Genomic DNA, 13,024 nt, shown 5'->3' on the forward strand with positions numbered 1-13,024 from the left:
CATTCTTTTCTATGGATTTTAAGCTTCAATCAGAATATAAACCTACCGGAGACCAGCCTCAAGCTATTGAAAAACTTACTGAAGGAATAGAGATCGGTGAGAAATATCAAACGCTTTTAGGGGTAACAGGTTCCGGAAAAACCTTTACTGTTGCGAATGTGATACAAAAAGTACAACGTCCAACTCTGGTACTGGCACACAATAAAACGCTTGCTGCACAGCTCTTCATGGAGTTTAAAGAGTTTTTCCCCGAAAACGCAGTGGAATACTTTGTAAGCTACTATGATTATTACCAGCCTGAGGCTTATATTGCCACAACAGGAACTTATATTGAAAAAGACCTGAGTATCAATGAAGAGGTAGAAAAACTACGTCTTTCTGCAACTGCCAGCCTTCTTTCGGGAAGGAGAGACGTTTTGATTGTGGCTTCTGTTTCATGTATTTATGGTATCGGGAATCCTACCGAATTTCATAAATCTTTGATTTCTATCGCTATTGGTGAGAAAGTGACAAGAACAGCACTTCTCCATTCACTAGTTAATGCACTGTATGCCAGAACACTGAATGAATTCCAGAGAGGAACATTTCGTGTAAAAGGTGACGTAATCGATGTCTTCCCTGCCTACACTGATAATGCGATCAGAATTCAATTTTTTGGAGATGAAATTGAAAAGATTCAAAGTTTCGACCCTGTTACTGGAAATGTAGAGGATAATTTTGATCAGATACAGATTTATCCTGCCAATCTTTTTGTAACATCGAAGGAAACCTTAAATGGCGCCATTAAAGATATTCAGGACGACATGGTAAAACAGGTGGATTTCTTTAGCTCCGTTGGGAAGCCATTAGAAGCAAAACGACTTCAGGAAAGAACTGAACTGGATCTTGAAATGATTAAAGAACTGGGCTATTGCTCAGGGATTGAGAACTACTCCAGGTATCTGGATGGCCGTCTTCCGGGAACAAGACCTTTCTGTCTGATTGACTATTTCCCTAAAGACTTTTTAATGGTCATTGATGAAAGCCACGTAACTGTTCCGCAAGTTCATGCCATGTATGGGGGAGACCGAAGCAGAAAAGAGGCGTTAGTGGAGTACGGTTTCAGACTTCCTGCAGCGATGGACAACAGACCTTTAAAGTTTGAAGAATTTGAAGCTATTCAGAATCAGGTTATTTATGTTTCTGCAACGCCTGCAGATTATGAACTTGAAAAAACGGGAGGTGCTTATATTGAACAAATCATCCGTCCTACCGGGCTTCTTGATCCGATTATTGAAGTAAGACCTTCACTGAACCAGATTGATGATCTGATGGAAGAAATCCAGAAAAGAGCTGATGCGGATGAAAGAGTACTGGTAACTACTTTAACCAAGAAAATGGCAGAGGAACTTACGAAATACTTTACCAAGTTCGGAATCAGAACGAGATATATTCACTCAGATGTAGAGACCCTGGAACGTATTCAGATCATGCAGGATCTTCGTTTAGGACTTTTTGATGTACTGATTGGGGTTAATTTATTGAGAGAAGGTCTGGATTTACCTGAAGTTTCTCTGGTTGCCATTCTGGATGCTGATAAAGAAGGAATGCTTAGAAGCAGAAGATCAATGATCCAAACTGTGGGCCGTGCCGCAAGAAACGTGAACGGAAAGGCAATCATGTATGCAGACAAAATCACAAAATCCATGCAGGCTACTCTGGATGAAACCGAATACCGCCGTGCCAAGCAAATGCAGTACAATGAAGATCACGGTCTGAAGCCCAAAGCCTTAAATAAAAAGATATCCGAAAATCTCGTAGGAAGAAGCAAAGACTTCCCGGATGAAAAATATACGCAAAAAGAAATCCTTCAGAAAGTTGCGGAAACAAAAGCGACTTATGCCAGTGAAGATATTGAGAAAATGATTGCTCAGAAACAGAAAGAAATGGAATCTGCAGCAAAAAATCTTGACTTTATAAAAGCAGCCAAGCTGAGAGATGAAATTTCAGCTTTGAAAGCTTAAAAGGATTAATGATAAAATAATTTCGGCGGCATCTTCGATGCCGCCGAAATTATATACTAAAATGGGTATATTCTAATTTTTACAATCCATTCCTTACTGCTGCCCTGATGGGAATCAAAAGATCCATCAATCCGCTTAATTTTATTTAATACGAGATTGAAAACTAATAATATGACACATTTTGTCGTTCCACATATATAAATTGGCGGGAAAATATTTCAAAATACAGGGAAAAACGATATGCTGCCAAATGAAAAATATTATATATTTGCCGACTTAAAAATTATAACAAATCGATGAACAAAAAATTTATCTTGCGATTGCTGCTATTAGTAACAGTATCTTTGTTTTTTTTCAATTCGTGTAGAACTGATGAAGTTACTCAAGAAGAAAAAAGAACTGAAAGAGAAAAAATCGAAGCATTTAGTAGGTTTGAGAACAATCTGGCTTCGCAAAAAAAATCACAAAAAGGTAGCTCTGAATACATCAGCTATCATGAACCTTTTAAAGAAATTATTCAAACATTTATGAAGAATAATCCGTCTTACTCTAAAAGGTTTAATGATGATGTAGGAGAAATCTATTTTAATCTTAGAAGTATTACTTACGGAGAAACAACAAAAGGAATTGCCTACCCTATCATAAAAGACGGCTCAGTTAATGCAGTATTGGTAGGATTGGTCAATCCCAAAAGAGATTGGGTTAATTTTATAGTTTTGAAAAATAATTCACCTGAAGTACAGAGTATAATTACAAATTTTCAAAACGTTTATAATTCATCTTCGATAGTATCAAGAGGTGGACAGCCTGAGCAAACAGAGGATATACTACCCATCATAATTACTGTTTATGGAGATATTACCGGACCTGTTAATCATTATTACCAGCCTTATGTAGATTACGGAAGCAATGGTGGTGGAATGAGTGGCGGATCTGAGACCTACGGGGGAGCTGGTGGAAGTCAAACACAAAACCCTCAGGATCCGAAGAATCCTTGTGAAAAGACTACTGGTATAATAACCAATGCTACAGTCAAAGCAAAAATTGATGAGCTTAAAGCACAATCTACTTTAGGTGGTGAAAAAGGAGTAAAATTTAAAGTAGACGGAACACCTTCTGAAACAATTTCTGGCCTGGCACACAGTGTAAATTTCAAGGATAAAACAGGGTATGCAGGAGGGTATCACAACCATACCCCAACAGGAATACCGATGTTATCGCCAAATGATATTGACCAGCTTTTAGGCTTTGCAAGAGCACAACCAACTTCCAATCCTGCAAATGTAAATAATGCATATGTTGGAATGGTTGCTCCAAATGGTATGCATTATGTTATTTGGTTTAATGGAACTTATCAAGATGCTGTAAAAACTTTTTCTCAGGAGGACATAAATAATTATAAGACTGATTATATAGAATTGGAGTCTAATTTAACAGATGAAGCAAAAAATGGAATGACTTACATGAATGGTGACGGCTCAATTAATCATCTAGGAGTAGAAAAACTTTTTTTTGAAACATTAAAGAATATGGGCTTGGCAGGAAAAGTAAATCTTCAAAGAATAGAAAGCGATGGTACAGTTAAAATCATAGAACTAAACAGCAGTAACCAACCAATTTCAACAACTTGTTCATAATAAAATCAATAATAGAATATGAAAACAATAAATATCAAAGCCACAATACTTTTTAGTCTTTTTATAAGCCTTTTATCTTGTAAAGCACAAATACTACCGTTGAATACAAGTATGACTGATATTCCTCTCAATGCTCATGTAAAAGATACTAATAATGAACTTACTCCATATATTGGAATTTATAGAGCTAATTTTCAGGGAAAAGAAATCACCATATATATCACTAAAGAAGAAGATAAACTGACAAAAAGACTACAAAAAAATTTTTATAGAGATGCTCTAGTAATAAAATACATTGTTAAAAACTCAACAGGTACAATTTTACAGGATACAAAAAATAATAATATTCCAAATATCGAATTGTATAGTATTGGCACAAAACCCTATCAAAATTCTGTTATAATGAGCTATAGCGGAACTAATTGTGGTGTCGGATGGGGTAAAATAATTCTAAAAAAAATCAGTTCTACTCAAATCTCATGGGAATATAAACCTAATGATATTATTCTCGATGACAGCAAGTGCCCTCCTGGAACAGATATTAATATTTACCTTCCTGAAACAAAAGATTTGATTTTTACGAAACAGTAATTACACTCAAAATTCTTAATTAAAAAAATGATTGGCTTTACCTATCTCCGGTAAAGCCAATCATTTTCATTTTATAGTTAATTCTAAAAAATTATTCCAAATTCAATTAGACATATATGTCGTTCTATCTTCGATACCGCTGAGATTGATATATTTTAGTTTTTACAATCCGTTTCTCACTACTGCCCGGATAGGAGTCAAAAGATCCATCAAACCGTTTAATTTGATCTCATAAACCGTTGACAGCTGCATTCCCAGTTTTCCTTTTGGCATTCCGTTTTTATTAAACCATTCCAGATAGCTGATGGGAAGATCCACCAGAACCGTTCCTTCATATTTACCGAAAGGCATTTTCATTACACAGATTTCTTTTAATATTTCGGGATTAAGTCCTTCCACGTTTTTATCTAATTAGATTAATTTTTCTTTAATATCATCCTGACCGGGTAATTCAAGATCAGGAGGGGTTTCTTCATCCGAAAATTCATTTCTGTATACCTGAACCAGCAGAAGGGTTAGTGAGATCAGAATAGGCCCGAAAATCAGTCCCATGAAGCCAAAAAGATTCATTCCCATGATGATTCCGAATACAGTATTCAATGGGTGAATATTTTCCAGTTTCTTTAAAAGGGTAAAACGAAGAAGATTATCGGTAAGACCTACTACTACAAGACAGTAGATGGCTAAACCTATACCTTGTCCTGTATTTCCTTCAGCAATCATAAAAATACACACCGGCACATATACAATAGCAGTTCCAACAACCGGTATTACTGATGCAGCAGCTGTTAAAGCAAAAAGCAGAATGGCTCCCGGCGCACCGAAAATCAGATAACCAATAAGAGCAACAATTCCTTGTCCTACTGCAACAACAGGAATTCCTATTGCATTGGCCATAATTAATTTTCTCATTTTATCGCCGATCAGGGAGATGTTTGCTCTCTTCAGCGGGGCGGAAGAAGTAAGGATCTTTTCAAAGAGTCTCGGTCTTTCCAGCATAAAATAGAGAATAAAATACATAGACATTACTACGGTAAGGGTATTGAATGTCCCACTGACTGCAGAAGTAGAAAATTTCCCTACATTATCTTTCAGCTTGGCCATATTTTCTTTGCTCAGAATATCAAACCCTGTTTTTGAGAAGATATAAGAATGTATTTTGTCCAGAAAAACATTGAATTTGGCCATATAAGCCTGTGCATTCCCCAGTTTATCAATAATGAGATCGGCAATAAAATAAATCGGAAGAATAAGAACAATAAGACTCGCAAACATCAATGCAAAGGCTGCCAGTGACGGTTTCCATTTTTTTTCTTCCTGCAGATAAAAATTGTATTTTCTGCAGACTACATAAATGGTAATTGCTCCCAACACCGACGGAATAAACAATGCCAGATTAAAACAGATCAATCCAGCCAATACCAGAATGATGGCCAGCAATGATATCTGCTTTATCGCAACACTGCTTATTTGTTTGTCCTTATTCATCATGTATTTTTATATTTTTATTTGCTGAACATAATTTGTCTTGGTTTTCCTAAGAAAGCACAATAGGTTGAGTACATTACAATCATAATAAACGGAGCTGTCAGGATAACCCCTATTCCGCAAAGAATAACCCCTGCAATAGAAATCAAAAACCCTAAAAACCCTGTCAATAAGAAAGTTCCATAGTTCTCTTTAGCAATGTTGAACGACTTTGATAAAGCTTCTGTAGCTGAAGCATTTTCAAATAACAGAATCGGATATCCTATTAAAAGGAAAGGATATACAAAAATGATAGGCAAAACGCACAAAGCCAGAGCTATCGAGGAAATAATCCAGGCAAGAAGACTATAAATCAAAATGTTTACAAAATTCTGGCGGTATCCGATAAAAAGGTCGGAAAACTCAATAGGGTTTTTGGTATTGTATTTATTCACCATATAGATCAATCCTACATACAAAGGAGATAATAAAAGGCCAAAAAGACTGGAAGCTCCCATATATAAAGGAAGTCCCGGTGCACTCCAATAATTAAAATCGCCTCCTGAAGATTTCATTTCTTCTACCATAGAAGCAGAATCAAATCCTGTAAGCATTTGAATAACAGAACCTCCGATCAGATAGATGATCATAGCTACAATTCCGTAACCGAAAACGCCTTTGTACATTTCAAAAGCATGAGAAATAATTGATCCCGTTTCTCTGTTGGGTACAGAGCCTTGCTGATCAAATTCGTTAAATTCAGACATAGTTTAAATATTTAATGATTTTACCAAATTTACTTTTTTTTAGTAAAAAATCCCATTAAACACGAATGAATTTTAACTTTTCTCCGAAAAGACTGTTTTATAAAGTGAATAAATCATCGCATTCCAAAAAGGAAAAGTGAAAAGTCCACCTATCAGAAACAAAGCAAAACCTAAGTACTTAAATAGAAAAGCAACGATCACACACACCATGATTTCAACGAAATACATTTTAAGCGCTTTAAAATTTAAGGAAATGGCTTCAAAAATTCTTTTATTGGTAAAGAACATCAATGGAGCAACAAAAATGGTTACAGCAACCCAAATTATAGCCAATACAACAGTAGGAATGGTAAATTTGTAAATAAAGAACCAGAAAAGAAAATAGCCTACATACTTAAAAAAATTAAGCCCGTTGTACCCTGCAAAAAGATCTCCTATTACAATATTCTCTTTAAGATCCATCTTACGGAAGATCTGGAACATTCCAAGATTTAAAGGATACAGAAATGCCGTGGTTGCCCAGATTGCCAATGTAAACATCTGATAATTTTCAGTAGCTGTTATTTGCTCCATTTTCTTCAGATAAACCTGAGTGCCCTGCATAAAGGCTTCCTGCAATTCTTTATTATAAGAAAAAATATCATACTTCTCTCCGAAAAGCATCACTCCTGTAAGCAAGATTCCAAAAAAGACAATGGAAAACATCAACTGAAAAACGAGTGTTTTATTCCAATAAAAAAAAGCCTGCTTCAATATAAAATCTATTCCCGGTTTCTGAGGATATTTATTCTGCATCATAAAAAAATTTATGCAAAAGTAAACATCAATAAGTACTTTTGCAGAATGTTTTCAGTGAATCATCAAAAATTTATGGAAATGGACGAACTTTCTCTTCAGAAGGTTCCCTATTTTTTCGTCATAGACTTTCTCTCGGAGAATGTTGAAATCTATCAGGAGCATGAAATTGAAAAAGAAGGTTTAATTATTGATTTTCAAGACTTTTCAAACACAAAGGAGACACATAAACTGGACAAAAAAGTAATATGGAAGTCTTTTCCTGAAACATTGGATAGCTTTCAGGCCGGCTTTAATAAAGTTCAGGAAAATATTCGTTTGGGAAACTCTTACCTAGTAAATTATACTAGAAAAACACGAATTGAGACCAATTTAACCTTAGAAGAAATTTTTTACCACTCAAATGCAAAGTACAAAGTTTTTTATAAAGATTTTTTTGTATTTTTTTCTCCTGAAACTTTTGTGAAGATCATTGATGGAAAAATTTTCACCTATCCTATGAAAGGAACAATTGACGCAGCTATTGAAAATGCAGCAGAAATTCTGAAGAATGACAGAAAGGAGAAGGCAGAACATTACACCGTAGTAGATCTTCTCCGCAATGATCTGAGTATGGTCGCTGATGAAGTAAAGGTGGACCAGTTCCAGCATATTGACTTTATCAAAACCCAGCAAAAGGATCTATATGCAATGAGTTCTGAAATTTCAGGAATGATAAAACCTGAATATGAAGGAAAAGTAGGAAGTATTATGCAGAAACTTCTTCCTGCCGGCTCTATTTTAGGAGCTCCCAAACCTAAAACACTGGAAATAATTCTGGATGCGGAAGGATATGACAGAGGATATTATACGGGAGTTTGTGGCTGGTTTGACGGCCAAAATGTAGACAGTTGTGTAATGATACGCTTTATAGAAAAAGAAGAAGACCAACTTTATTTCAAAAGCGGAGGCGGTATAACGCACATGAGTAAATTAGAAGACGAGTATCAGGAAATGAAAAATAAAATCTATGTCCCAATTCATTGAAAGCATTAAAGTAGAAGATCAGGAGGTTTTTCTATTGGATCTACATCAGAAACGTGTCAATCAGACATTTTCCCATTTCGGGAAGGAAGACTCTATTGATCTGGCCAAAATCTATAAAAACCTGCAACATGATGAGGATGGTCTTTTCAAACTGAGAATTGCCTATGATCTCGATAAAAGAATCAGGACACAGATGATTCCATACGCAATCCCGGAAATACAGGATTTCAAACTGGTAGAAAATAACAGTTTCGACTATTCTTTCAAATTCGAGGATCGTAAAGAACTGGATAAAATGAAAGCTAAGGCGAAAGCTGAAGAAATTATCATTGTTAAAAACAATCATATCACCGATACATCTTTCTCTAACCTTTTGTTTTTGAAAGGAAAAGATTGGTTTACGCCTTCGACTTATCTGTTGAACGGAGTACAAAGACAGCATCTTTTAAAGCAAAAAAAGATCAAAGAAACGGAGATTACTTTACAGAACATAAAGCAATTCACCCATTTCCAGATCATTAATGCGTTGAATGATTTCGATGATATGTTTATCTATCCTATTGACAGAATTATCAATCTGCCAGGGAGTGAAGAATATCTTGATCTTTAAATCTATTTCATAAACTCAAAATACGACTTCAGTACATCTGCACTATTCTTCCCGTGAGTATTTACTTCCAGGATTTTTGGCTGTGCATCAGGTTTGAAGAAATTCTCAAGCACTCTGTCCAACGTAAGCTCATCCTCTACTCTGATATAGGAGAATCCGAAATGCTTCGCCAGGGATTCAGCGTTCTTGCGGTGTTTTGTAGCAATAAATTCGTCTAATGTATTCGGGTTGGCATTTCCAGGTCCCGGAATGATTTTAAAGATATTACCTTCACCATTATTGAAGATCATAATTCTTACAAACGGTGGAATATATTGGTTCCAAAGACCATTAATATCATAGAAGAAACTAAGATCTCCTGTGATCAATAAAGTTGGGTTTTCATTTTTGATGGCAAATCCCATTGCTGTAGAAGTAGATCCATCAATACCGCTTGTTCCTCGGTTACAATAGATCTTTCTCTTTCCGAAATCAAACAGCTGGGCATATCTGATCCCAGATGAATTACTAAAGTGAATGTTATAGTTTTCAGGAATTGTCTGTGATGCTTTATTGAAGAAATAAAAATCAGAGAAATCAATTGTATTTAAAAATTGCTCGTGTTTAGCATCTTTTTTATCTCTTAAAACGTCCCAAAGATTAAAATAAGGTCTAGGTTCCAGATTGATAAATTTCAGCAGTTTTGAAAAGAAAACTTCCGGCTTCACCTCTATCTTTTCTGTCAGTGAGAAATAAGTATCAGGCTGCCATACTTCATCAAGATGCCAGTGCTGTTTTGGGCGGGCACTTCTCAGAAATTGCTTTACTTTTTTGGAAACCACATTCTGTCCTACTGTAATCAACAGGTCAGGAGCATATGTTTTATAATCCTCTTCGGTAAAATTGAAAATATAACGGTCTATATGTTTGAAGAACTTCTCATGGTGCAGATTTGAATTAGCTTCACTCAATACCACTACAGAATGATTTTTCACCAACTGAGTCAGCTGGTTTTCCAGTTCCGGGCTGTAGTCTCTTGTTCCCACCAACAGCATAATTCTTTGCGAAGTATGCCATTCTGCAATCAGATTGGACGGTATTTCATACTCTTTACGTTTGATGGTCTTTTCCACAGTTGGGAAAGTGGGAAGCTCAGATACCAGCTCATATAAAGGTTCTTCCAGAGGAATATTAATGTGTACCGGACCTTGCTTCTCAAAGCAAAGTTCAATAGCTTTTTTAATGATATCGAAATTAATATCTTCTGCATTCTCCTTGCTGTCTTCCAAAAGCTGGAAGTCGCCATAGGAATGCTGATGAAAAACATCCTTCTGTCTTATTGTCTGCCCATCAAATATATCAACAAAATCAGTTGGTCGGTCTGCCGTTAGTATCAAAAGGGGTACATTCTGATAAAAAGCTTCAGTAACCGCGGGATAGTAGTTAACTACTGCTGATCCGCTGGTACAGGTAACCGCTACAGGCTTCTTTTCACTTTTTGCCATTCCCATTGCCACGAAAGCTGCACTTCTTTCGTCTACAATGCTGTAGCAGTTTAAACGATCTACCTCTGAAAAATGGATGGCCAAAGGAGCATTTCTTGACCCCGGAGAAATTACGATATCTGCAATTCCGTACTGCTGAAGAAGATGTGCAAGTATTTGGATACTTCTCTTAGAAGAATATTTTTTCATACAGCAAATTTAACTTATAAATAATGATTTTAAAATCATTTAAATTAAAAAAAATGTAATTTTGCTGTTCGTAAATTTCTAAAAATGGATAAAATACCTAGTGTAGACCTGCGTGATTTCCTTTCGGGCAACCCGGAACGCAAACAGAAATTTGTAAATGAAATCGGAAAAGCTTATGAAGAAATTGGTTTTGTAGCCTTAAAAGGCCACTTTCTTGATGACAACCTAGTAGAAGATTTATATGGAGAGGTGAAAAACTTTTTTGAACAACCAGTGGAAACGAAACAAAAGTATGAGATTCCCGGAATTGGTGGCCAGAGAGGTTATGTAGGATTCGGTAAAGAAACTGCTAAAGGTTTCAAAAAAGGAGACTTAAAAGAATTTTGGCATTTTGGACAGTATCTGTCTGATGATTCAAAATACAGAAGTGAGTATCCAGACAATGTAATCGTTGATGAACTTCCAAAATTCAACGAAGTTGGTAAAGAAGCATTCCAAATGCTTGAGAAAACAGGACAGTATGTGTTAAGAGCCTTAGCATTACACCTTGGTTTAGATGAATTTTATTTTGATGACAAAATCGCAGAAGGAAATTCTATTTTAAGACCTATTCACTACCCGCCAATCACTGAAGAGCCAGATGATGCGGTAAGAGCAGCAGCTCATGGAGACATCAATCTTATCACTCTTCTAATGGGAGCACAAGGTAAAGGCCTTCAGGTTCAAAACCACAACGGAGAATGGATTGATGCCATTGCTGAACCAGATGAATTGATGATCAATGTTGGAGATATGCTTTCAAGACATACCAACAACAAATTGAAATCTACCATTCACAGAGTGGTAAACCCACCAAGAGAAATGTGGAGTACTTCAAGATATTCAATTCCTTTCTTTATGCATCCTATCAGTGCAATGTCTTTAAATGCCCTTGAAAATTGTGTAGATGAAAACAATCCAAAGCTATACGAAGATACTACTGCCGGAGAATTCCTGCATGAAAGATTGATCGAACTGGGGTTGATTAAAAAATAAAAAAGAAACGGCTTCCTCAAATAGAGGCAGCCGTTTTTACTATATTACATCCCAGTTAAACAGGAAACGCGTGTACATAACATTGTGCAGCTATTCATTCTGTAACAACCGTTATTTTGATCATTAAGTTCCTGACAAGGATCATCAGGAGAATCCCTTAGATCGTAACAATTATCAATTCCTCCTGAAATACTTTTCAATTCTTTTCTCACAATTTTCTTTAAATTTTTCATAGTTATTGTTTTAGTTTTTCCTACTCTGAAAGCTTTTCGGATAACGCTTGCGTAAATTAGCAATATTTACTGAATAAAATCAATAATTTTCCAACTATAATAAGAGTTAATTAATAATACAATTTTGTCCTATCCTGTTATACAATAAAATTCTGGGCAAGGAGTCGATTGTGTAAAAGTACCCCACGGACAGATGCAGGTATATGTATCTCCACTGCCTCCAGGATTTTCTCCACCTCCAGGATTTTCGTAAGGAACACATTTTCCCCCCGAACAGATTTGTCCTGCAGAACAGCCGCCTTCTCCCGGTCCACCGCCTTCTAAGCAATAGGCTGGGAAATTGGCACCCGCAACAATACTTCTCTTGTCGTCTCTTGAAAGTTTTTTTAGTTTTTTCATAGTTATAGTTTTAGTTTTTCCTACTCTGTAAGCTTTTCGGATAACGCTACCTTAAAAATAGCATTTATTTTATTAGCAATCAAATGTTTATATACAAATCATTGATCATATAGCTCTCAAAGCTGTTTGTTATATTAATTTTTTATTTTTAATGTAATAAACATTATTAATTAAAAATAATTTAACTATTTTTACTTTACTTACAAATTTTCAATTAAAACCATATGAAAAATCTAAAAAAACTAAAAAAAGACCAATTAAAAAACATTTCAGGAGGTGCCACCCTTCCTGAAGCAGATTTCTGCATGTACTATTGTAATGGAACCATTGTTTGTGCAACCTGCAGCGATGATTTCAAATGCCCGGATACCAACAATGATATGTAAGATTACAATCAAAATGTAACCCATAAGAACCGTTTCTTTAGAGAAGCGGTTTTTTTATTTCTTTTGACTTAAAATAAGGTAAATTCTGAGGGATTAAATCTCGTTTATATATATGAGCTAGCTTTCAATCACAATAAGCGATTTACGGCCTTAAAAGATCGAGTTCCTAATTTCCGAGGTACGAGGTACAGCGATTAGATCTCAGAATTGCAAGTGTAAGGATGCAAGATGGCAGGATAATGTCCACGATTCTTTAGCAGTTAGTATTAGCATTGTCATGCTGAGCGGAGTCGAAGCATTTTAATAAAGAAAACCTTATTTAGATTTCTTTGGAGTGACAGCCTGGGAAGAATAAATAGTATTGAAGGTAAAGACCCATCGTTGGATAAAGAATAAAAAACA

The 13,024-nt window shown here is 35.7% G+C and carries 14 protein-coding genes; 7 read left to right on the forward strand and 7 right to left on the reverse strand.

Going from position 1 to position 13,024, the window contains the following annotated elements:
• Positions 1 to 11: 11 nt before the first annotated feature.
• The 3 genes from uvrB (at position 12) to DEU39_RS21440 (ending at position 4,231) form a co-directional block, all read left to right on the forward strand.
• Complete coding sequence (uvrB, locus tag DEU39_RS21430) at positions 12 to 2,003, forward strand: excinuclease ABC subunit UvrB (RefSeq protein WP_120233315.1); 1,992 nt, start codon at positions 12 to 14, stop codon at positions 2,001 to 2,003.
• Positions 2,004 to 2,299: 296 nt separating this feature from the next.
• Positions 2,300 to 3,640, forward strand: coding sequence for a hypothetical protein (locus DEU39_RS21435; protein ID WP_120233316.1), 1,341 nt, complete (start codon positions 2,300 to 2,302; stop codon positions 3,638 to 3,640).
• An 18-nt stretch (positions 3,641 to 3,658) separates the two neighbouring features.
• On the forward strand, positions 3,659 to 4,231 hold the full coding sequence (locus DEU39_RS21440; protein ID WP_120233317.1) for a hypothetical protein: 573 nt from the start codon (positions 3,659 to 3,661) through the stop codon (positions 4,229 to 4,231).
• A gap of 162 nt (positions 4,232 to 4,393) precedes the next feature.
• Here the strand turns inward: DEU39_RS21440 and DEU39_RS21445 are convergent, their stop codons facing one another.
• From DEU39_RS21445 to DEU39_RS21460, 4 genes are all read right to left on the reverse strand, one after another.
• The gene (locus tag DEU39_RS21445; RefSeq protein ID WP_120233318.1) at positions 4,394 to 4,630 is read right to left on the reverse strand and encodes a DUF3820 family protein; all 237 of its coding nucleotides are present in this window, start codon (positions 4,628 to 4,630) and stop codon (positions 4,394 to 4,396) included.
• A 12-nt stretch (positions 4,631 to 4,642) separates the two neighbouring features.
• Complete coding sequence (locus tag DEU39_RS21450; RefSeq protein ID WP_120233319.1) at positions 4,643 to 5,722, reverse strand: AI-2E family transporter; 1,080 nt, start codon at positions 5,720 to 5,722, stop codon at positions 4,643 to 4,645.
• A 14-nt stretch (positions 5,723 to 5,736) separates the two neighbouring features.
• Positions 5,737 to 6,465: a hypothetical protein gene (locus tag DEU39_RS21455; protein WP_062676109.1), complete on the reverse strand. Its 729-nt coding sequence runs from the start codon at positions 6,463 to 6,465 to the stop codon at positions 5,737 to 5,739.
• Between the two features lie 72 nt (positions 6,466 to 6,537).
• Positions 6,538 to 7,263, reverse strand: a complete 726-nt coding sequence (locus tag DEU39_RS21460; protein WP_062676110.1) for a hypothetical protein — start codon at positions 7,261 to 7,263, stop codon at positions 6,538 to 6,540.
• Between the two features lie 45 nt (positions 7,264 to 7,308).
• On the opposite strand from DEU39_RS21460, the gene DEU39_RS21465 reads away from it, so the two are divergent.
• Both DEU39_RS21465 and DEU39_RS21470 read left to right on the forward strand, forming a co-directional pair.
• On the forward strand, positions 7,309 to 8,286 hold the full coding sequence (locus DEU39_RS21465) for an aminodeoxychorismate synthase component I (protein ID WP_120233320.1): 978 nt from the start codon (positions 7,309 to 7,311) through the stop codon (positions 8,284 to 8,286).
• Positions 8,270 to 8,896, forward strand: a complete 627-nt coding sequence (locus DEU39_RS21470; RefSeq protein ID WP_062676112.1) for an aminotransferase class IV — start codon at positions 8,270 to 8,272, stop codon at positions 8,894 to 8,896. Before DEU39_RS21465 ends, DEU39_RS21470 begins: the two co-directional genes overlap by 17 nt.
• Before the next feature lie 2 nt (positions 8,897 to 8,898).
• Here the strand turns inward: DEU39_RS21470 and menD are convergent, their stop codons facing one another.
• The gene (gene menD, locus DEU39_RS21475) at positions 8,899 to 10,569 is read right to left on the reverse strand and encodes a 2-succinyl-5-enolpyruvyl-6-hydroxy-3-cyclohexene-1-carboxylic-acid synthase (protein ID WP_120233321.1); all 1,671 of its coding nucleotides are present in this window, start codon (positions 10,567 to 10,569) and stop codon (positions 8,899 to 8,901) included.
• An 84-nt stretch (positions 10,570 to 10,653) separates the two neighbouring features.
• Here menD and DEU39_RS21480 point away from each other — a divergent pair, with 84 nt between their 5' ends.
• Entirely contained in the window at positions 10,654 to 11,604 is a 951-nt protein-coding gene (locus DEU39_RS21480; protein ID WP_062676114.1) for an isopenicillin N synthase family dioxygenase, read from the forward strand.
• Between the two features lie 44 nt (positions 11,605 to 11,648).
• Here DEU39_RS21480 and DEU39_RS24855 read toward each other — a convergent pair whose 3' ends face one another.
• Both DEU39_RS24855 and DEU39_RS21485 read right to left on the reverse strand, forming a co-directional pair.
• A complete protein-coding gene (locus DEU39_RS24855; protein WP_410493234.1) occupies positions 11,649 to 11,837 on the reverse strand; it encodes a bacteriocin-like protein in 189 nt (62 codons plus the stop codon).
• A 129-nt stretch (positions 11,838 to 11,966) separates the two neighbouring features.
• The gene (locus DEU39_RS21485) at positions 11,967 to 12,236 is read right to left on the reverse strand and encodes a hypothetical protein (protein ID WP_120233322.1); all 270 of its coding nucleotides are present in this window, start codon (positions 12,234 to 12,236) and stop codon (positions 11,967 to 11,969) included.
• A gap of 224 nt (positions 12,237 to 12,460) precedes the next feature.
• Here DEU39_RS21485 and DEU39_RS24540 point away from each other — a divergent pair, with 224 nt between their 5' ends.
• Complete coding sequence (locus DEU39_RS24540) at positions 12,461 to 12,622, forward strand: bacteriocin-like protein (protein WP_167348790.1); 162 nt, start codon at positions 12,461 to 12,463, stop codon at positions 12,620 to 12,622.
• Positions 12,623 to 13,024: the final 402 nt, after the last annotated feature.

Origin of the sequence: Chryseobacterium sp. AG363, from assembly GCF_003610675.1 — a bacterium.
Classification (GTDB): Bacteria; Bacteroidota; Bacteroidia; order Flavobacteriales; family Weeksellaceae; genus Chryseobacterium; species Chryseobacterium cucumeris.